This window comes from Spiroplasma endosymbiont of Polydrusus cervinus (genome assembly GCF_964019755.1).
Classification (GTDB): domain Bacteria; phylum Bacillota_I; class Bacilli_A; order Mycoplasmatales; family Mycoplasmataceae; genus Spiroplasma.
The window spans coordinates 743019-764077 of the sequence record NZ_OZ026469.1 but is presented as its reverse complement, the minus strand read 5'-3'; the positions used below and the strand labels follow the sequence as shown (position 1 = coordinate 764077).

Annotated in this window: 26 protein-coding genes and 1 pseudogene; 13 read left to right on the top strand and 14 right to left on the bottom strand. The window is 26.0% G+C overall.

What is annotated here, in order from left to right; translation table 4 throughout:
- Window positions 1–3 precede the first annotated feature (3 nt).
- From AACK78_RS04815 to AACK78_RS04805, 3 genes are all read left to right on the top strand, one after another.
- A complete protein-coding gene (locus AACK78_RS04815; RefSeq protein ID WP_338954798.1) occupies window positions 4–1440 on the top strand; it encodes a hypothetical protein in 1437 nt (478 codons plus the stop codon).
- Between the two features lie 124 nt (window positions 1441–1564).
- A complete protein-coding gene (locus tag AACK78_RS04810) occupies window positions 1565–1780 on the top strand; it encodes a hypothetical protein (protein ID WP_338954796.1) in 216 nt (71 codons plus the stop codon).
- A 177-nt stretch (window positions 1781–1957) separates the two neighbouring features.
- Window positions 1958–2521: a hypothetical protein gene (locus tag AACK78_RS04805; RefSeq protein WP_338954794.1), complete on the top strand. Its 564-nt coding sequence runs from the start codon at window positions 1958–1960 to the stop codon at window positions 2519–2521.
- A 346-nt stretch (window positions 2522–2867) separates the two neighbouring features.
- On the opposite strand, the gene AACK78_RS04800 is transcribed toward AACK78_RS04805, so the two are convergent.
- Complete coding sequence (locus AACK78_RS04800; RefSeq protein ID WP_338954793.1) at window positions 2868–3326, bottom strand: lipoprotein; 459 nt, start codon at window positions 3324–3326, stop codon at window positions 2868–2870.
- Window positions 3327–3446: 120 nt separating this feature from the next.
- Window positions 3447–4700, bottom strand: coding sequence for a hypothetical protein (locus AACK78_RS04795; RefSeq protein WP_338954791.1), 1254 nt, complete (start codon window positions 4698–4700; stop codon window positions 3447–3449).
- A 308-nt stretch (window positions 4701–5008) separates the two neighbouring features.
- Here AACK78_RS04795 and AACK78_RS04790 point away from each other — a divergent pair, with 308 nt between their 5' ends.
- Genes AACK78_RS04790 through AACK78_RS04765 form a run of 6 tightly spaced genes read left to right on the top strand, consistent with a single transcriptional unit; the run spans window position 5009 to window position 9942 of the window.
- Window positions 5009–5470 carry a hypothetical protein gene (locus tag AACK78_RS04790; protein WP_338954789.1) on the top strand — a complete coding sequence of 154 codons (462 nt, stop codon included), beginning with the start codon at window positions 5009–5011 and terminating at the stop codon, window positions 5468–5470.
- Window positions 5471–5485: 15 nt separating this feature from the next.
- Entirely contained in the window at window positions 5486–6751 is a 1266-nt protein-coding gene (locus AACK78_RS04785) for a hypothetical protein (RefSeq protein WP_338954787.1), read from the top strand.
- A 13-nt stretch (window positions 6752–6764) separates the two neighbouring features.
- Window positions 6765–7682 carry a hypothetical protein gene (locus AACK78_RS04780; RefSeq protein ID WP_338954785.1) on the top strand — a complete coding sequence of 306 codons (918 nt, stop codon included), beginning with the start codon at window positions 6765–6767 and terminating at the stop codon, window positions 7680–7682.
- The gene (locus AACK78_RS04775) at window positions 7672–8847 is read left to right on the top strand and encodes a hypothetical protein (protein WP_338954784.1); all 1176 of its coding nucleotides are present in this window, start codon (window positions 7672–7674) and stop codon (window positions 8845–8847) included. The genes AACK78_RS04780 and AACK78_RS04775 overlap by 11 nt, the downstream gene beginning before the upstream one ends.
- 15 nt (window positions 8848–8862) lie before the next feature.
- Window positions 8863–9513 carry a hypothetical protein gene (locus tag AACK78_RS04770; protein ID WP_338954782.1) on the top strand — a complete coding sequence of 217 codons (651 nt, stop codon included), beginning with the start codon at window positions 8863–8865 and terminating at the stop codon, window positions 9511–9513.
- A 45-nt stretch (window positions 9514–9558) separates the two neighbouring features.
- Window positions 9559–9942, top strand: a complete 384-nt coding sequence (locus tag AACK78_RS04765) for a hypothetical protein (protein WP_338954780.1) — start codon at window positions 9559–9561, stop codon at window positions 9940–9942.
- 26 nt (window positions 9943–9968) lie between these two features.
- Here the strand turns inward: AACK78_RS04765 and AACK78_RS04760 are convergent, their stop codons facing one another.
- The 9 genes from AACK78_RS04760 to AACK78_RS04720 all read right to left on the bottom strand — a co-directional run bounded on the left by AACK78_RS04760 (window position 9969) and on the right by AACK78_RS04720 (window position 13925).
- On the bottom strand, window positions 9969–10148 hold the full coding sequence (locus AACK78_RS04760; RefSeq protein ID WP_338954394.1) for a hypothetical protein: 180 nt from the start codon (window positions 10146–10148) through the stop codon (window positions 9969–9971).
- Between the two features lie 4 nt (window positions 10149–10152).
- Window positions 10153–10626, bottom strand: a complete 474-nt coding sequence (locus tag AACK78_RS04755) for a hypothetical protein (protein ID WP_338954778.1) — start codon at window positions 10624–10626, stop codon at window positions 10153–10155.
- A complete protein-coding gene (locus tag AACK78_RS04750) occupies window positions 10611–11474 on the bottom strand; it encodes a recombinase RecT (protein ID WP_338954776.1) in 864 nt (287 codons plus the stop codon). Before AACK78_RS04750 ends, AACK78_RS04755 begins: the two co-directional genes overlap by 16 nt.
- A 2-nt stretch (window positions 11475–11476) precedes the next feature.
- The gene (locus AACK78_RS04745) at window positions 11477–12268 is read right to left on the bottom strand and encodes a hypothetical protein (protein WP_338954774.1); all 792 of its coding nucleotides are present in this window, start codon (window positions 12266–12268) and stop codon (window positions 11477–11479) included.
- Between the two features lie 2 nt (window positions 12269–12270).
- Window positions 12271–12417 carry a hypothetical protein gene (locus tag AACK78_RS04740; RefSeq protein WP_338954772.1) on the bottom strand — a complete coding sequence of 49 codons (147 nt, stop codon included), beginning with the start codon at window positions 12415–12417 and terminating at the stop codon, window positions 12271–12273.
- Window positions 12410–12700: a hypothetical protein gene (locus AACK78_RS04735; RefSeq protein ID WP_338954406.1), complete on the bottom strand. Its 291-nt coding sequence runs from the start codon at window positions 12698–12700 to the stop codon at window positions 12410–12412. Before AACK78_RS04735 ends, AACK78_RS04740 begins: the two co-directional genes overlap by 8 nt.
- A 13-nt stretch (window positions 12701–12713) precedes the next feature.
- A complete protein-coding gene (locus AACK78_RS04730) occupies window positions 12714–12845 on the bottom strand; it encodes a hypothetical protein (protein ID WP_338954408.1) in 132 nt (43 codons plus the stop codon).
- Window positions 12845–13162, bottom strand: coding sequence for a hypothetical protein (locus AACK78_RS04725; RefSeq protein WP_338954770.1), 318 nt, complete (start codon window positions 13160–13162; stop codon window positions 12845–12847). Before AACK78_RS04725 ends, AACK78_RS04730 begins: the two co-directional genes overlap by 1 nt.
- 523 nt (window positions 13163–13685) lie before the next feature.
- Window positions 13686–13925: a hypothetical protein gene (locus AACK78_RS04720; RefSeq protein WP_338954768.1), complete on the bottom strand. Its 240-nt coding sequence runs from the start codon at window positions 13923–13925 to the stop codon at window positions 13686–13688.
- Between the two features lie 463 nt (window positions 13926–14388).
- Between AACK78_RS04720 and map the strand changes: the two genes are divergently transcribed.
- The 3 genes from map (at window position 14389) to whiA (ending at window position 18752) form a co-directional block, all read left to right on the top strand.
- Window positions 14389–15132 carry a type I methionyl aminopeptidase gene (gene map / locus AACK78_RS04715; protein ID WP_338954766.1) on the top strand — a complete coding sequence of 248 codons (744 nt, stop codon included), beginning with the start codon at window positions 14389–14391 and terminating at the stop codon, window positions 15130–15132.
- Between the two features lie 235 nt (window positions 15133–15367).
- Window positions 15368–17758: a preprotein translocase subunit SecA gene (gene secA / locus AACK78_RS04710; RefSeq protein WP_338954764.1), complete on the top strand. Its 2391-nt coding sequence runs from the start codon at window positions 15368–15370 to the stop codon at window positions 17756–17758.
- A 58-nt stretch (window positions 17759–17816) separates the two neighbouring features.
- Window positions 17817–18752 (top strand): DNA-binding protein WhiA, encoded by a 936-nt coding sequence (gene whiA / locus AACK78_RS04705; protein ID WP_338954762.1) that lies wholly within the window; start codon window positions 17817–17819, stop codon window positions 18750–18752.
- A gap of 3 nt (window positions 18753–18755) precedes the next feature.
- Here whiA and AACK78_RS07620 read toward each other — a convergent pair.
- Window positions 18756–19178: pseudogene (locus AACK78_RS07620) on the bottom strand (helix-turn-helix domain-containing protein); the annotation flags it as partial.
- A 36-nt stretch (window positions 19179–19214) separates the two neighbouring features.
- Here AACK78_RS07620 and AACK78_RS04695 point away from each other — a divergent pair.
- Window positions 19215–19328, top strand: coding sequence for a lipoprotein (locus AACK78_RS04695; RefSeq protein ID WP_338954759.1), 114 nt, complete (start codon window positions 19215–19217; stop codon window positions 19326–19328).
- 313 nt (window positions 19329–19641) lie between these two features.
- Here AACK78_RS04695 and AACK78_RS04690 read toward each other — a convergent pair whose 3' ends face one another.
- Window positions 19642–20388 (bottom strand): Nif3-like dinuclear metal center hexameric protein, encoded by a 747-nt coding sequence (locus tag AACK78_RS04690; protein WP_338954757.1) that lies wholly within the window; start codon window positions 20386–20388, stop codon window positions 19642–19644.
- Complete coding sequence (locus AACK78_RS04685; protein ID WP_338954756.1) at window positions 20388–21050, bottom strand: class I SAM-dependent methyltransferase; 663 nt, start codon at window positions 21048–21050, stop codon at window positions 20388–20390. The genes AACK78_RS04690 and AACK78_RS04685 overlap by 1 nt, the downstream gene beginning before the upstream one ends.
- Window positions 21051–21059 lie beyond the last annotated feature (9 nt).

Genomic DNA, 21059 nt, shown 5'->3' with positions numbered 1-21059 from the left:
CAAATGAGTAGAATTAACCCAGGGATTATAGAAGAATTAAGAAGACAAGCCCACGATACTTTAATAGATATCAGAGAAAACATAAAAGATAACAGACATTGAATGGTATTTCCATTTAATGTTTATAGTTCATATATACCTGATACTGAAACAGGTTGAAAACCTAATAATGAAAAGCCAAGTGATTATGGTAGTTATTCAAGAATATTTGATAATATGGAAAGCACTATTGCTCAATGACAAGATAGTTTAAAAATAGTTCAAAAAGATAAAGGTGAAGAAATTAATATCTTAACGATTGATGATTTTAGTAAACAACCAATTAATTCAACAATATGAGCCAATAACGAAACACCTTTTGCAATAAAATTAAAAGATGAAAATAGCAATGTTTATTGAAAATTAATTGATGGTGAAAACATTTATGATATTAATAGAATGTTAGAATACTTAAAGCAATATAAATTAAGTTATTTTATTAATAATGATAATAAAGCCGATAACTTTTATACAAAAGAGGTTAAAGTTGGTAAATATTGAGATGCTTATATGATTGATGATAGAAGTTCAATTCAATTTGGTGAAGCAAAGTTTGAACAAGTATTTACTCAACAATCAACTGAAAGACAATATACTTTATTAATTTTAGATGAAGATGTAAATAAATTAAATATTAATGATTATTATAATTTTTATACTGTATTTAATGACCGTGGATTAAATATTGGTGGTGGTAATATTAATTCTGCACCTCAAGATAGACAGTGATTATATCCCTCAAATGTTATTAATTATTATTCGCCTTATGATGGTAGTTTTTTATGACAAGAAATTACATTTTCAAGTATTAATGACAAAATTAGTAATAGTGGTTTATCTGTTAGTCAATTTAATCAAAAAGTAATGAATTCACGCGATTTATTAATGTATAACATGTATCCTTGTCCACCCGATAAAATAAACACTTATGCTTCACCAGAAGTAAGTTGATATAACATTCAAAGTATTCAACCAACAATGATAACTGGTTATGAAAGTTGAAAAAAAGATATGGAAAGTAGGTATGACTTTTGAAAACAAAAAAATAGTGAGGGTATTGTTATAACAGACCCCGCTACTACATCAGTAACTAATCCTACTGTTGGTAGATATGTTAATGAAGAATATAATAATTCTGAATTTTACTGGTCTAAATATTGAAAAATAACACCACCAAACAAAATAAAAACAAACGGTGGTACAGTTGATAATATAATTAGTACCCAAGCATCATCATATTTTAGAAGAAAAGATGAATTTGGTAATACTGTTGGTAGTGTTCAAATTGAATATAATAAAATGGGTGCATGTAATGTTTGAGATATTTTAAATATGAATAATTTTATTAATCGTCAAATTTACAATATTACCTTTAAACTATACACAAAAATTAGTTTTTAATCCTTTTACGATACTTGGTGGGATTGGTAAATTTTTAAACTTTATTTCTTTTGGTATTCCCTGGGGTTGAGTAATTAATCAAAATGAAAAATCATGACCTAATTTTCAATGACTTAATGGTTTTATGAGTGCTAATGTTTATAGTTTTTATAATGATGCTTTTTGAAGTGGTGAGGCAAAAGGTAATGGTTATTTACCATTTAAAATATTTAGAGAACAAGGGAATGATAAAGCTGGTGCTATTTTTGGTGCAAATGCTACTAGTTTTGGTTTTAATACTTTATTAACAGATAAAATACAAGGTACTATTTTAACTAAAGATGGTTCACCAACAAGTTAATTAGTATATTCAACATATAATTTAAAACAATTAAATCAAAAAACTAATCGAGTTTATTTAATTAATGAATGTACAAGAGCAGTAGATGCTCAAACACCAGTTAGTGGTAGTGAAGAAGATAATGATTGTGAATTCTTACAAACACCTGATGGAACAAATTGTAGTTATATTATTGATATGTTTTCAATACAAGCATTATATAAAGGAAATTTTGAAATTATCTTTTATGCTGATAACCCATATACAAATAATGAAGAAGATTATTTACGATTATCAGTATGGAGTTTCAGAGGTAAAACAAAAAGTACCTTAAATAATTATTTACGCGATATGACAACTAATTATAAAACTAGTTTCTTATTACCACATGATTATGAAATACCAACCTTTAATTATCCACAATATGTTTTGCCACCAAAACCATCAAATCAAAGTAATTGAAAATTAATTGATAAAAATAATTCAATTAATAATGATAAATTTGATAATGAATTTAGTGAAGAAAATGATAAATGATATCTATTTAATAATAAAAATGATTTATATCTTAATTATTTAGTAAAAAATAACGGTAATATAAAAAGGTTCAAAAATAATATTTGAACTCTTAATACATATAATAATGATTATGCATATTTTAACACAGCAAATATAAAATCAATTTATCGATGAGATAGTAACGGTAAGCCTGAAAAACCAACAATAAACAAAGATGCTGGTGAAGTTATTGATTGAAAATAAACAAAAGAAACCAATTTGGTTTCTTTTACTTTACTTAATAACGCAAAAAAAATCTAATTAATTAGGTTTTTTAATAATTTTTTTTAATTTATTTATTTATTTTTATTTATAATTTTTATAAAAAAATTGATTTTATTAGATTTTTAATGTCAGCAAATATTTTATACAAAATTAAAATAATCTTATATAAATTAATTTTCTAATTTAAAATAGTATAATTATTAATTAATAATTTAAAAATTAAAAATATTCTTGTATAATACAAAAATAGAATATAAAAAAATTATTAATTGATTTTATTGAATTATATTATAAATTTTAGTAATAAGAAAATTATTTTTTTTGTTTATTTTCAATCAATAACTTCACCAGTATCTTTGTTTATTGTTGGTTTTTCAGGCTTACCGTTACTATCTCATCGATAAATTGATTTTATATTTGCTGTGTTAAAATATGCATAATCATTATTATATGTATTAAGAGTTCAAATATTATTTTTGAACCTTTTTATATTACCGTTATTTTTTACTAAATAATTAAGATATAAATCATTTTTATTATTAAATAGATATCATTTATCATTTTCTTCACTAAATTCATTATCAAATTTATCATTATTAATTGAATTATTTTTATCAATTAATTTTCAATTACCATTCTCTGGTGGTAGTTCTGGTTTAAAATTAGGTTCTTTTTTGCTATCTTTTTTATTTTCTCCGTTAGTAACTTTATCACAAGAAACTAAACTTGTTGTGCTTGTTCCAATTAAAGTGATTGCTGCTAAAATACTTAATATTTTTTTCATATTTATCCTTTCTTTTTTATATAGTTGTGTTTGATAATTTAATTAAAAATGAAAATAAAATTTGCTTATTTTCATTTATTTATGTTTAATAATTGTTTTAATTTACTTATTACTATTAAATTAATTATTTCTAATATCAATATTAATTTGTGTTTCATATGAATTTTGTTTTTTTTCAGTATTTTCTATTGTTTTATTTATACTTTTTAAAAATTGATCTTGGTCTAATGAAACATATTTAACAGGAATTTTTTTAAATTCCTTTCTACAAATCTCTAGTGCTGTCTTAAGTTTATTAATTTGAATTTTATTTTTATTTATTATAGATCTTAAATCTTTATATATATAAACTCCTGAACTTACAAGACTTGTTCCAAAATACACATTATCATTATCATCTACAGTTATTGATCTTGACACAGGTATTTTAGTTATTTTTGTTATATTATTTTTTTCTTGATTAAATATAAAACCACCTGCTTTATTATCGTTATTTTCTCCTCAAACTGAAAAATAAATTTTATTATTTGAATTAACTGAAATTGAAATAACACTTCCATTACAACTAATATGTTTAATAATTTTTAAATCTTTTAATATATAAATATTATTGGTTCCACCGATATAAACAGAATTATCTTTATTATTAAATCATATAAATCATACACCTTGCGCAGGAATATCAAGCGACAGAGCAATTGTTTCACCCTTTTTAATAATAAACACTTTATTAGCACTTAAAAAACCTAAATACAAATTATCATCTCTATCAATTGCTAGGGCAACAATATCAATATTAACATTATTATATCTTGTTAATACATTATTTTCCCATTTAAATAACCCTCTTGAATAAATAGAAAAATAACAAACGTTGTTGATATCTGTAACAATTCAACGAACACTTCCTTCTGTTCCATCAATTTTTGTTGCATTTTGTTCATTTGATTTTAATAAATAAAATCCTTTATCTGTAGCAAAATACATATCATTATTAATTTTATTAAAAGTAATTGACCAAACATTTGTATTTGGTATTCCATCAATTTTTGTTATATTATTTTCTTTTAAATTATAAACAAATGCCCCGGCATTTACAGTTCCTAAATAAAGTTCATCATAATTTTTTTCATTAAAACATACAAAATAAATATTATAACCCAATAATTTTTCTATTTTTTCAATATAAAAATCATCGTCAATACTTTTTTTGCTTCTTTTTAAATTTCCTAAATTATTTTTTTGTAAAGAATTAATTTTACTATTTTCTAGATTAATTTTTTCTTCTTTTTGATAAGGACTAGCAGCAATTATTGTTGGTACAGCAGGTCCACTAATAGTTAATACACTTAATAAACTAAGTAATTTTTTCATACTTGTTTTTCTCCGTTTCTTAATCTCTAAACTTTTTATCAAGATTTAATTTCATTATATATATATATATATATACAAGCAAAATTATCACTTATTTTAATAAATTTATCTTTCCAAATAATTCCTATTACGTTTTTTAACCGCTAAATTAATAATAAAATATATTAAGTTTAGTATTAGTTTATAAAAAGTATTGTATTTATAAACTATTGATATATAATTAATTTATAGGTTTAATCTTTTTCCGTAAAAAAGAGTTACGCTGAATTGTTAATCTGACAAGGATAAAAAAAGAGGAGTTTATAAAAATGGCACTTACAAAAGAACAATTAATCGAACAAGGTTTAAGTGAAGAGATTGCAGAAAATATCTTAAATCAGTTTAATAATGAAGCAAAGCAAATTAGAGAAAGTGTGCAAAAACGCGAAGATGTTATTTCAAAAGAAGACTTTATTAAATTATCTAATGAATTAGATGAATTAAAGGCTTTTAAAGATGTTCCATCTACTAAAATTGAAGATATTAAAACTAATTTAGATAAAGTTAGTGGTAATTCTTTATCTGAAAAAATGCAAACTTTAAAAGAATTAAAACCTGATTTGTTTGTGCAAGAACAACCATCAGTTTCACCAACTAATTTTATTAAAGAAATGATTGAAAATTCGGTTGAAAATAAGAATGATGAAATTGAAACTATTAAAGAAAAAGGAGCATATACTCCGGAAGAAATTAAAAAATTAACTGATTATACACTTAAAAACCTTAGATAATAAGGAGTGAATATTATGGCAACAATTAATTTGCCACAAGTACCTTTTACATTACAAGGTAATACAACAGGCCAAAAAGCGTATGTTGATATGGTTAATGCTTTATTGCGCGGACCTTTATATAATGAATATGCAAGCATTATGCAATATGCAACAGCAACAGCCGAACAAGTTGCTTGACTGCCTAATGCAGGACAAGCATTATATAATTTAACTCATCGTGTGGTATGACAAGATGATTATGCATTACCAAATGGTGGAGCAACTCAAACTATGGGATTAACAAGAATTCCAGTTCCGATTGATAAAAGATTTAATTTAAAATTAATGAATGAGGCTTTTGATTTAGCATTAATAGAACAAAATATTAAAAATGGTGTTATTGCTAACGCTATTTCTAGTGTTGTCCAGAATAAATTTGTTAATTTAGAATATGAATTAATTCAGGCTATTTATGATTATTGTTTAGCAGATGATCAATATGAAGTAATTCCATTTCGTAGTTATACAGCAGAAAAAGCAGATGACGCAAATAAAGCATTCTTTACATTAAATGAAACTTTAATTGAATTAACTAATCAAATTAGTAATCTATATTTTGGTTTGCCAACCGATAAAATGTTTATGGTTTTAGGACGAAGAGCCTATTTAGGATTAACACCGGCTTATTTAAAAGTAATTGGTTCACAAGCTCAATTAAAAGCAATGGTTAATGGTGAATTATATGAAAATACCGCAATGGGTATTCCGGTATCAAAAAATTTTCATTTAGAAAAAAAATATACAAAAGGACAAGTTAACCGAGATAAAGGTTATAATTTTACTAATATAAATGGTTTACTTATTAATAAACAAGTATGAGCATATCCAATTAATATGGATACTATTCAACAAGTTTTAGATAATGATACTGCTAACCCTAAATGAATTGGTAAAGTACAATATGCAACACCAACTATTTTATATCCAAAAACATGTAAAATTATTTTAGAAAAAACACCTACACAAGAAGAAATTAATCAAGCAATTAATAACTTAAATAAAACTTATCGTGTTCCTATTGATTATATTAGAACAATAATTACACAACCTAATTTAGGAAAAATTATAATGTCAGGAGAAACTCCTAATGTTTCTGAATTAGAAACAGCAATTAAAGCAAAAAACACTAATTATCAAAATGGTGATGCAACATTTACTAATATAACAGCTACTGGTGCATTAGCAACCGCTAACCCTAATAAATATAGTGAAACCGTTAATTTAACTTATTCAAAATAAGTAATATGTAATTATGAATTTATTAATATTACGAGTTTTAACTTTATTAGCAGAAAATTTAGGAAATAAATATTTAATAAATAAGTTTGTTAATTTAATTAATAAGGTTAATAAGTTTGCTTCATATTATGCTAATTCTTTTCAAAAGATTACAAATAAAGTTGAAGATATTTATCAATGATTAAATCCGTTTACTTATTTAAATTTAATTAAAAAAGGTCATAAAAAAGAAATTCAACAAATATTAAGTAAATTAGAAAAAGATAACAATATTAAAAATAGAGAACAATTTAAAAAAGAAAATTATCTAAACACTAATTGACAACCTTTAAATAGTAGTTGGCTTAATAGTGGTATGTTTAATATAACAAATAAGTTAACTTTAACAGGCAATTTAACTATTTTAATATATACAAAAACAGCAAAATACCCGAATTTTTATGGTCCATATGTTTATCCTAGTGTTCCAGTTGAAATTTGAAAATTATTAAGTAATGCAGCATCTAATGCTGGAACTTTATTTTGGCGTTATTGATTAAGAAAATGATTACCTAGTCATTTAAGAGATTATATTAAAAAACGATTACCACAAGAATTAAAAGAAAAATATCCAAAAGAAAATATCAAATTAACATTACCACATATTCAAAAATTACAACAAATTAAAAGGTTTATTAATAATTTAAAGATTGGACACTTTAATTTCAATTTTGCTGGTGAAATTAATAATAAAAAATGGTATCGAGAGCGAAAAAGCGATGTTAAAAATATTAAGAATTTATATAAAACACCAGTTAAAAGTATGTTTTATAAAACTAATCAAACTATTAAAAAAATTAAAAAAGTACAAAGAAAAGTTAATAGTTATAAACTATCTAATTTAAGAAATAAATATCGAAATCAATTAAGGGGTGTTTTATATGGAAAATAATTTAAGTAATTTGTTATTTATAACAGTTGAAGGTGTTAAAGCAAGTAAACTTTGACAACCTATTAATGATCGTAAGCAATCTGCTTATAATGATAATTTAATTTATAATGCTATTTTAAAAACTAGTTTATGAATGGATAGATTATCAGGTGGCACAATTTCAGATAAGATTAATAAAAAAGATTTATTTCCCTGAGTGAAAAAAGATAATACTGGTTTAATTGAATATGATAAATGATTAAGCTATATTCAATCTGCTTGTTTATTAGCAGTTATGAATTGATATTTACCAAAAGGAGTTAATGATTTAACGGGTAGTGCTTCATTTTCGCAAGGTGGAGTTGCTTATTCACAAAATAATGACCCCGAAGCAAATGAAAATATTACTAGAGATGTTAAAAATGCTTTAAAATTAGCTGGTGAAATAATTGATATTATATCTAGTAAAACGGTTGATAGACCATATAATTATCATTTAGGGAATTATGCTCATCCTTGAGAAGAAGAATATAAATATATTACGAAAAAAACATTTTATGAAACTTTATTATTTTATTTAAAAGAACGAGTACAAACCGATAATACTATTAATATTACTCATCCAGAAATTATTGATTATAGCAAAATTGATTATAACGAATATATTAATCTTATTGTTCCGTTTGATAAAGATACTATTTATTATGATAACGGGGTTTGAAAATCCCAAAAAAGTTCTGATATTAAGATTGATAATAAAACTATCATTAAAAATGATAATGATGAAATTGTAGTTTCAGATTTTAAACAAGATAAATTAATAAGCGGAGCAAATATTAAAACTATTAATGGTAATTCACTACTAGATAGTGGTGATATTTCTATTAATGGTAATGATTGAGAATTAATTAATTATACAAAAGCAAACGAAAAATTAACATTTAAAATTCCAGATTATTATTTAACAAAATATTATTATAAAATATCAATTTCAATAACAGATTATGCATCTGCTAATAAATTTGTAACATATTATTTTGAAACAATATCACAAAAATCAATATTTACATTTTTAGCAGATAATTCTTATAAAAGAATAACAATTAACCAAAATGGTTCAATTTCAAATGACACAAATAATATTGTTATTAAAGATTTAACAATTAAAAGAAAAAAAATAAATTAGAAAGGATTTTAATTAATGAAACAAGATAAAACAACTTGATTAAAGGGTGCATTACCTTGAAATTGATTTAAAAAAGACCCTATTCCAACTTATAATTGAACTCATAAAGATATTAGAGAATGAGAAAGAAAATATAAAATTCGTAGCTGAGTAGTTAGTTTTTATACTTTAATATTTTTAGCATTAAATTGTTGATTAGAATATGGAATGATTGATGCAATTAAAGGTAAAATTTATTGATATAATTATGGTCAATATTGAGGTAATGGAATCGCTATTTTATTAACACCTTTATTTACCCATGGAATTCAAGGAATATTTGTTGCTAGTAGTAAACCAAAAGTAGATATGAAAATTGATATTCCACGATTAAAAATATCTAAAATGGGATTAGTATTTACAATTTTACCTTTAATTACTTTAATAATTTCTTTAATTATTATTTGAATTGATAAATCAAAATGAAAAAAAGACCATTTAAGATATTGTTTAGATTGTCGGATTAATCCGCGTGTTATTCAACCACGAATAGCAAAACAGTGAAATAATTTAGATGGTATAACAGAAGAAATATTTAAAAATATACAAGATGAAAATATTAAAAAACAAAAGCAAGAAAATAATAAAAAATTAAATATAAATAATAATTATGAAACCAATAATTAAATTTTATTAAAATAGACTATATATAGGGGTGGTAGATATTTTTGGGTGGTTATATATAGCTTAATTTATAAATTATTTTGTTCCGAAAGAATAGATGGCCACTGTTTGAGTAAGAATAAGAAAGGAAATATAAAAATGGAAATTAGTAATGAATTAGTAATTACTTTACTTGTATTAGCTGGTGCTGGTGGAATGGGTAGTCTTGGGATTCTAGGCTTATCTGCTAAAAAAGTTAAAAAATATAAAGCAGAAATTAGAGAATTAAGAACTGCTGTTATTGCCCACGAAAAACATTTACGAGGGCCCGATTATGCAACAGAATTAGCCCTTAAAACAGGTCAAATTAAAAACGTTAAAAAACAAGTTAAAGTAAACGACAAAAAACAAGCACAAAAAGATTCTATTAGAAAATTAACAGATAGTATTTAAAAAAAATAACCAATTAAGGTTATTTTTTATTTTTCTTTGTTGTGACTTATATAAAAATTAATAAGATATTCTATTCGTTGAGAATAGGTATCAAAGTTAGATAATTGATTTCAAACTTTTTCTTCATTTTTATTTAAGTAAATATTAACATTTCGAATTTTACAAGAATAATATTTTCCTGTTTTTTGATTATATGATTCTTTCATAATATTAACCTTTATAATTAGCAATAATAATTGCATCTCTTAAATGATGAGATATTTTCTCATTATTATAAAATCAACCTTTACCATATTGATAAGTTAAATTATTATCTTTATCAAATTTTCATATACAACTGTCATTATATTTACTTAAATTTTCCATATTTTTAACAATTGATTTAGTATGTTTTGGTGATGCTCAATTAATAATGTTGCGTACTTTTTCTGTATTGTATTTAACTGTTCCAATTACTTTTAATAAATCATCCCTATCTTTACTTGGATTAGCAGATGTATATAAACAATCCTCAATATTAATAATTGCATCTTGTATTAATTTATATAAAATATTATCAGTTTGTTTAATTCAATCATAATGTATATATTCCATTTTATCTATTAATTTATTGTCTTCATAAACAATAATAGCACTGGTACCGGTTCCTGATGGGTCAATACCTATTTTTATCAAGTGGTTCATTGCTCATCATTGTTAACTACTGGTACTACATTAGAAATATCATCTTCTTTAACTATATTATTGTTTGTGTCTGCTATTTCTCTATAAAATGGGGTATTTATATTATTTGATAAGGGTTCGTCACTTATCTGACCCTGATTTTTGGCGACAGTAATATCATTAAAGGGTATATAATCAAAATTACCATCTTCTTTAATTTCTTTTTCATCTAAATCAATGTCAGTAATATCTATACCTAATTCTTGTGCTAATTTACGATATAATTTTGCTTCAACCATTTCTTTTGGTCATTTATTTCAAGGCGAATATTCACTATTTCCACTTGGACTACTATTTTTTAAACGGTCAATGTCTGCTTTTCTTAATAAAATACCTTTTGTTTCGCCAGTTAAACGATTAATTCCAAAAGCATAAGCGCCAATAATATTTTCATATTGACTTGTATTTGTCATAAAATCTATTTCGTGTAATTTTGGTTTTTGTAAATCGGTATCTCATACAAATTTTTCACTTTTATAAATAATTCCTCTTTTTAACATTCAATTTTCTTGTTCCATTCTTTTTTGAAACACACTACTATCAATAATGGTTGTTAATTTATTTTTGAATGGAATAATATTAAAATCTTTTCCAAAAATTAAACCTTTATTACTTAAATTAATAATTCCTAAGGCTGTAATTTTTCCATTATCAGCAGTACCAATCAAATTAATATAACTTTGATTATTTTTTAATTTTAGTTCTTGTAAAGCAATTAAATTATCTTGTAAATATTTAGCATTAATATTTAATTCATATGCTTTAATTGCTGTCGCTACTAATTCTTTTATTCCCATTTGATTATTCATAATTATTTCTCTCCTTTATTTATTTTGAATTTAATTCCATTAACACCAATAGTATTAATATCTTTATTGCTATCTCATTGTTCTTTGATTTCATTTTTAACAACTTGTTCATCAACAATTAAATATTTTTTAATAAGATTAATAAGTTCTAATTTATCGGAATTTTGTAAAAAATCATCATTAATACCTAATATTTCAATATCTTTAATTAATAATTTTTCTTTAATAAAATTAATTCCAACTTTTTTTAATTGTTTTGGGTCAAGTGATTTATCAATTTGTTCAATTTCTTTCATTACACGAACTTGCTCATCTTCAATTTGATCAATATCCAGACCCATATCTTCACTTAAATTATTTGCTTGTTCTATTAGTTCTTGTTTTTTTAGTTCTTGTTCTTTAAATAATTCATTTTGTTTTTGTATTCGCACTTGATTAATGTTATTTTTAATTTCAATTTTATGATTTTCAATTGATTTTTCAAAATTAATAATATTAGTACGAATTCGATTTAAATCATCTTTGAAAGCTTTTATTAATTCCAATGGTTCTCTAAAAACAAAATCAATTTTACTAATAACACTTGGTATATCTTTTAAGCGTACATCTTCATAATTCGTGGCTACTCAATGATTTCGATGGCGAAGAATAAATTCTGCTAAATCTTGACCGTTATTATCAAATCATTCTTTAATTGGTAATGCTTTTAAACTTAATTCTTTAAAATCATTTCCTTTTAAATAAAATGGATAAGTAATATTTTTAATTTGATTATTTAATGTTAAATCTGCCATTATTAAATTTCCTCCAAATTCATATCCATAATTAAATTATCAATATATTCATAAGCACTTTCTTCTGAATAACATTCTTCTAATGCTATATTAAATAAATCTTCTTCGGTATAAGCTTTGCCATCTTTATATTTTCACATATTATTCATAATTTATCACCTCGTAATCTGCTTCTTCATCTTCTAAATAATCAGTTATTAAACCTTTAACTTCATCAATTTCATATCATTTTAAATTTAAGTCAAAATCCGTTGACAATAAAACATTACCTACATGCCTTTCTTCATTACCAAATTTAAGATATAAATTTAATTCTCAACTCATATCATAATCACTATCAATTTGTGCATAAATAATATCTTTATTACTAATTTTTAATGCTTTATTATTAATTCATTTTTCATTTAAGTAATCACTAATACAATATGACATTTTCTTATTCCTCCTAATTCTTTTTATTGTTTAATGCTCAATATTCATCAGTAATATCATCCGTTGAAACTGGATATAATCTTAAAATTAATTCATTTAATTTTGTTGTTATTTTTTTATTTAACTTTTTTATAATTACCTCCATTAATTTATTTGTTTTATTTTTTTCTCAATTTGTAATATTTTTCAACCATCTGATGCTAAATCTAAAATATCGTTAATTTTGTAATGTTGCATATAAGAAGCAATAACATCTCATTTATCTTCAAATAAATTTAAGTACATTTTTGCTCATTCTAAACACTGTAAATCATAATGATTTTTATGATGAGAAATACGACAATTAACAGGTTGACAATTCACTCAATCAAATAATATTGTTATTTCATTTCAAGTTTTATTAATATACAAACTTTTATATTCCATTGTTTTTCCTCCTATTTTTAATTCGCTGGCACCCACTCCCAAGTGAAAGTACCAAAGCGAGAATTAGTTATATAAGTATTTATCTATTTATTTACTACGCCATCCGCTTCACTGAGGGTGAGCGGTTGAGCGGTGGCGATAATATATTTAATATTTATTTATTATTAGATAATAGACAGTTGTTTTTTATTGTTTACGCCAGAGAATTCTCTCTTCATCCGCACCATTTCAGGTCAAAACGTTCAGTTTTTAAAATAAATTCACTAGCACCTTGAAGAGCCTAGTGCTGACTTTGTGGTTTTTAAACCGCTGTCATCCTCGATGGGACACAATATCTATCGCAAATTTATTTATAAAGTGACCATCTCTATATTTATTGTCGTTTGATGTTGACCTTGCACTTATCACGACTATCGCGTAGTTTAAATATAACCAGCGCCGATTTACATGTTTCCTCATACACTATTTCAGTACTTGCTTCGGCTGGCTGTGGGAATGAGCTTAAACTCATGTTCTTATGGAAGCACTTAGTTATTTAAAATAACCGTCCCACTATGTATTAAGTTGTTTTATAAAATCAAAGTTTAAAAGAACCAGTTTTATCATCAAAGATAATTTTTGAATTTTCTAGTTTTTGATAAAATCGCTTTTGTTTTTTATCTTTTGTTCGATTTAATAAATCTTTATGTTTTTCACAAGTTCATAAAACTCTATTTGATACAAATTCTTCGGTAATGAATGATATTGATTTATAGCAATTATCAACATCACATATTGTTTGTTGCGTATTATTTTCCATTACTTACTCCTTCCTTTAATATTAAGTTTTTTATTTATTAGCAAATTAATTAACTAAAGCAGAGAAAGGACAGCATCTTAAAATTGGAGAAAAAAAGGTACACTTTGTAAAGATTTATAAGATATTTAATAAATGTGTAATACAACTTAAAGAGGGTATCAAAAAGTTGTAAAAAAATTTCTATTTTAAGAATTTAAGATGCTGTCCTTTCTCTGAATCAATAAATTAATTAGCAATTATTGTTTTATAAATAAAAAAACAACCCTTTTATTTAACAAGAGTTGTTTTTTTCCGCTTCATCGTACATGATACAATTTTAAAAATAAATATTAAAAACAATATTTTTAATTTAATATTTTTTGTGATTATTGTTTTTTTATTTTTAATTTGTTATAATTTTATTAACTTTTTATGATTTAGTTTTACAGTATACAATAAAATAAAAATTGAAAGGAAGTTAACGATGATTACAATTAAAACTGACCAGGAAATAAGTTATATGCGTAAAGCATCTGCAACATTGAAAAAAATTCATCAGGAATTAAGAGCGATAATTAAACCGGGGATGACGGGGGCAATGCTAACCCAACGCGCGGAAGAAATTATTTTAGCAAATGATTGTCAACCTAATTTTAAGGGGCTGTATGGTTTTCCGGCGGCGATTTGTGTGTCTTTAAACGAAGTGTTAGTGCATGGCATTCCGAATAATAAGCCATTTGTGGCAGGGGATCTTGTTTCCGTTGATGCAGGTTGTTCGTATCAAGGGTATCATTGCGATGGTGCTTTTACCGTCATTGTTGGTGAACCGCGTAGTGCTGAACATCAGAAGTTATTAACCGTAACTGAAACAGCCTTGACAAAAGCGATTGCAATTTTAAAACCAGGGGTTCGGATCGGGGATATTGGGGCGACAATTCAAACCTATGTTGAAGGAGAGGATTTTTTCTTACCAACCGAATTTACCGGTCATGGGATTGGTCTGGCCTTACATGAAGAACCAATGATTCCCAATGTGGGAACAGAGGGAACGGGTATGCGTTTACAAGTGGGAATGACAATTTGTATTGAACCAATGGTCCAAATTGGGAGAAAAGATATTAAAATGTTAGCTGATAATTGAACCCCAGTTTCAGCGATTGGATTATGTAGTGCGCATTTTGAACACACGATTTTAATTACCCCAACTGGCTCGGAAGTTCTAACTTAAGCGGATTTTAAAACCTGTATACTGTAATACTAAATCATAAAAAGTTAACTATTAATTTAGTTAACTTTTTATGATTTAGTATTACAGTATACACCAATCTTTTTTATGCGACCAATTAATTCTTCAAATAATATGTGTTCCCATATTATAATAACTATACTAACTATTCCTTTTTATGATAAAATAAGTGTGAATGCTGATAATAATTATTATGTAGAATAGAGGAGAAAGTTTAATGGCAGTTAGTGATCGTAAAATTGTAAAAAAACATGGAAAAATAGCAGATAAAATCATGGTCTTAGATGTAACAATGCAAGCATTGTCAGATGATGTATTACAAGCAAAGACGGACGAATTTAAAGCTAAATTAGCCGATGGGGCAACATTGGATGATATTTTAATTGAAGCATTTGCAGTGGTTCGTGAAGCAGCGCGCCGGATTCTTGGTTTACATGCTTATCGTGTCCAACTAATTGGGGGAATTGTGCTTCATCAAGGTGATGTTGCGGAAATGAAAACCGGAGAAGGAAAAACTTTAACTGCTTTAATGCCAACATATTTGAATGCTTTAACTGGCAATGGGGTTCATATTGTTACAGTTAACGAATATTTATCAAGACGGGACTCAGAAATTAATGGGCAAGTTTTTAATTTTTTAGGTTTAACTGTTGGTTTAAATGCCCGTGATATTACAAAAGATGCCAAAAGAGCAGCTTATAGTTGTGATATTATTTATACCACTAATGCTGAATTAGGATTTGATTATTTACGTGATAATATGGTAAAAATTTATAGTGAGAAAGTCCAACGAGGATTAAACTATGCAATTATTGATGAGGCCGACTCAATTTTAATTGATGAATCAAGAACCCCCTTAATTATTTCGGGAGGACAACAAAATCGGACACCGCAATATCAAGCAACTGATCATTTTGCAAAATCATTATCATGTGATACTGACTTAAAAATTGATTTAGAGACAAAACAAGTTTATTTAACACCAGAAGGAATTGCCAAGGCAGAAAATATTTTTTCAATTAATTCTTTATTTGATATTAAAAATACAGAATTATATCATTTAATCTTGAATGCTTTAAAAGCTAATTTTGTTTTTAAAAATGGTGTTGAATATGTTGTTCAAAACCATGAAATTGTTTTAGTTGACCAGTTTACGGGTCGTTTAATGCCAGGGCGTGCTTATAGTGATGGTTTGCAACAATCATTACAAGCTAAAGAACATGCTGATATTGAACAAGAAACAGTGACAATGGCGACAATTACTTACCAAAATTTTTTTAGATTATATAATAAATTAAGTGGGATGACCGGAACGGCAAAAACAGAAGAAGAGGAATTTATTAAAATTTATAATATGCGGGTAATTCAAGTTCCAACTAATCGTCCGTTAATTCGCCGAGACGAAGTAGACTATATGTTTGCCAATCGTGATGCAAAAATGCAGGCAATGATGAAGGAAATTATTACTTTGCATGAAAAAGGTCAACCAATCTTAATTGGGACAACTTCAGTTGATTCATCAGAAATTGTTTCGCATTATTTACAAAAGGCTAATTTAAAATTTGAAATGTTAAATGCCAAAAACCATGAACGTGAAGCGGATATTATTGTGAAGGCTGGTGAACAGGGAGCTATTACTTTAGCAACAAATATGGCTGGACGGGGAACCGATATTAAATTAGGTGAGGGTGTCCAAGAAATTGGTGGTTTAGCAGTTTTTGGTGTTGAACGAAATGAAGCTCGTCGGATTGATAATCAGTTGCGCGGACGGGCAGGACGCCAAGGTGATCCTGGCTTTTCGCGTTTTTATGTCGCAATAGATGATGAACTAATGATGCGTTTTGGTGGTGATCGTTTACGTCGTATGTTTGGTTGCTTAGGGTCAGATTTTATTCAATCACGAATGTTGACAAGAGCAATTTCTAATGCTCAGAAAAAAGTGGAAGGAATGAACTTTGACCAACGAAAAAATATTTTAGATTATGATAATGTTTTAGCGCAACACCGGGAAGCGATGTATACGTGCCGTGATCAAATTTTAGCAGCGAATAATTTAAAACCAATCATTAGAAAAATGCAATATTCAGCTGCTTATGATTTAACAAAAATATTTGGAAACCAATCACATGGCGAATGATTTATTCATTATGATGAATTAATCAAAGGGGTTAGTGATAAAGTTGTGGCGGAAAATGTATTAGATAAAGCCGTAATGGAAAAAATGACCCGCGACAAAGTGGCGAAGTATGTTTCAACAAAAATGAATGATTTTTATTTAGCTCGAACAGAAGATGTGCCACCGAATGTGATGAACCAAATTGAACGAAATGCCATTATTAGTTCGTTTGATGAATATTGAACAAAACACATTGATCAAGCAAGTAAGTTACGAAGTGGGATTTATTTACGAAGTTATGCCCAAACAAATCCATTACATGCTTATGTTGAAGAAGCAGCCAAATTATTTGAAGATATGCAATTATCAATTGCACACGAAATTGTTATTAAGTTAGCAAATGTTGTTATTCGAAAAGTTGATGGGGATGTGAAAGTTGATCCGATGCATGATACCGAACAAGAAGTTCGTGAGTTTAAACAAAAAGGTTAATTATTAAACCACTATGCCAAAATAGTGGTTTTTCTGTATTATTAAAGGAGAAAGGGGAATGAAGATGAGTTTTGCCATGGAAGTAAAAGAAGAAATCGTTAAAAAAGAATTTGACCAAATGTATCAGAAAGCTTTTTTAACGGGGTTTGTTAAATATAATATGATATTAAGAATTAGTAATCATTTTTTTAATTTTGAAGTTTCTTCAATTAGTAATGTTATTATTCGTACTATTTATAATTTTTTAAAAAATTTATATCAAGTTAACATTGAGATTATTATTGTGCAAAATACAAAGTTAAAAAAGAACAAAACATTTATTTTACGAATTAAGGAACGAGTAACCGAAATTTTAAAAGACTTGCATATTTTTGATGCTGACCTTAATCAGAAAATCATTGCCATCCCTCCGGAATGAAATGAACGCCAACAACGCGCATATATTGCGGGAATTTTTGTTGCTTGTGGGAGTGTTAATTCACCCGAAACAAGTAATTATCATTTGGAGGTTCAATTTAATGCTGAAGCTTCGGCACAGTATTTTCGAAAATTATTGCATAAATTTCATTTTCCTTTTAAGATTATTATTCGACATGACCGTTATGTTTGTTATTTAAAATGTTCAATTTTAGTTTCGGATTTCTTAAAATTAATTGATGCAATTAATAGTGTTTTAACATTTGAAAATACGCGTATTTCTCGGGATATGGTTAACAGCATTAATCGTTTAAATAATATTGAAATTTCAAATCAACAAAAAGCACTAAAAGCGGGGGAAGAACAAGTCATTATGATCAATTATTTAATTGATCATAATTTGTTTGATGAATTAAATGAAAATACCAAAAAGGTTGCTTTATTACGAATCACTAATCCGGATGCTTCATTACAAGATTTATCAACACTATTAGAAAATGAAATTGGTTTAGAGATTTCAAAGTCAGGGGTTAACCATTTATTTCGGGAAATTAAGAAAAAATATTATGAAATGTAAATTAAAATATAACATTTCTTTTTTTAAATTAAAATAACCTAATTTAATATATTTATACATTGTTTTAAAACATACACCAAATTTTATATTATATTGTAATTCATACGAAGTAATAATATTTTGTGGCGAACGATCAAAATTATTATATTCATTAGAAAAATGACTTAATTATTGTGAATTTAACATTGAATATTTACGACATTGTTTTTTATTTTTATCATGTATTTTTTGTGCTTTTGCAGCATTATAATCATTAATATTATCAAACATATTTAACTCTTGCCGAATAGTTCTATAATCTCTATTCATTTGCTTAGCAATTTTTCGAATATTAATTGTTTCATTTTTCTTTTTAAATAATTCATTATCTTTTAATTTTTCCAAATTTACTCTTTCATTAAAATCTAATCTTTCATACTTTTTCACACTTTACCTCCTAAAATATTTAAAATGTTATAATTATTGTACAATAATTATAACATTTTAAATATTTTAGGAGCAATCGGATTAAAAGCAACAACTACAACATCATTAATTAGTTGTGAAAAACCAAATAATAGTGAAAACGGCGAGTAATAAACCAGAACCCAAACTACAACAACGACCAGTTGGAAGTAATTGAAAGTTAATTGAAGATTGTAAATTACGCGGGATAATTTATTCTTTACTTTTTAATTTAAATATCATTTGCAATTTTATTGACAGTATTAATAACAATATCTTTATCATACTTTTTCACTAAGACCGCAAAATTAAATATTGCTTTATTTGCATAATTTCAACCTCCTATAATTAACTTAAAAATTAACTTAAAAAAGTTAACTAAATTAATAATTAACTTTTTATGATTTGGTATTTACAATTTACAGAACAAATATAAAAAATATTATTAACGATAGTTAATAATATTTTTTATATGATAAGGAATAATTGTTAAAGTTGGAAACTTACGAGTTAGATAGCCCATAAATGCCGTAGTAAAAAAATCTTCCATATAATGGTTAAAACAAATAACAGCTAATTGCTGCTCGTTCGCTAAGATTCATTGATCTCATTTTACTTCTCCCGTAATAAAAAGATCAACATCTTTCGTAATTTTCGTAATAACATTCCCGGCTGCCCCAGCGGCTAACGCAACAGTTGTAATCGGTTGCGTTAGTATTGTTAAATTATGCTGGACGGTTTCAATGTTAAAAATTGTTTTTAACTTTGCAATAATCTCATCCGCGGTTAATGTTACATATCCAACTTTTGTTAAATCATCCCCCTTAAAAGAAACAATTTTAACCGAATTTAATTCTTGTAAAATTAATTCATTCATTAAACCATCATAATTCGTATGAACAGCATAGACCGTAATTTGATGTTTGGTCAATAAGTTCATAATTTTTTGTTTATATGGAATTCGATGGATGGTTTTTTTCTTGCCAAAACAAAAGGGATGATGCGTAATAATCACATTCGCCTTTTTAGCAATGGCGGTATTAATAACTTCACTTGTTAAATCTAAACTAATAATAATTTTTGTGGCAAAATTATTTGTACGACCATACTGATGACCACTATAATCTCATTTGCAAACTGCTTTCAAGGGAAAATCAGTTTCAATTTCTTGATATATTTTTTTAATTAACATTATATCACCGTATTAATCATTTTTATTTTTGCCTTAATTTCCTGATGGCGCTCAGTTTTAAGCGGAATTTGATTTAACAATGTTAAATAATAATCCTTTTTTAATAATCATTTTTCTTGAAAAATTTGATGTGCTTCTTTTCGTAACCAGGGACCAAAGAAAATATCTTTTTTATTTTTAACTTTGCGCCCGGCAACTTTATTGACAACAATAATTTCATAAATCAGATTATTTTCTTTCAATAATAACTCTTTTTCAATAAAATACTTTTGTTTTTTAATTCATGTCCGTAATAACATCGGGTCATCATTTGGACATAAAATATAACGATCAATTAAATCAGAATCTTGTTGAAAAATACCTAAAATTGTCGCACTTCCTAAGCCCGAAATAATACATGAATCAATTTTAATGTTGGCAAGGCCCATTAATCCATCGGCTAAAATTGGGGTAATAATTTCTTCAAGTTGATATTTTGCAATATTCTTTTTCGTTTGAACTAGTGGTTGTTCGGCAATATCGCAAGCATAAGCTTTGGTAATTAAATTTCCTTTCGCTAAATAAATTGGAATCATCGCATGGTCTGTTCCAATATCGCAAATAATATCTTTATCATTAACTTGTTTGGCAATTAATAATAAACGTTCTGACAATCTATCCATTTTTAAGAC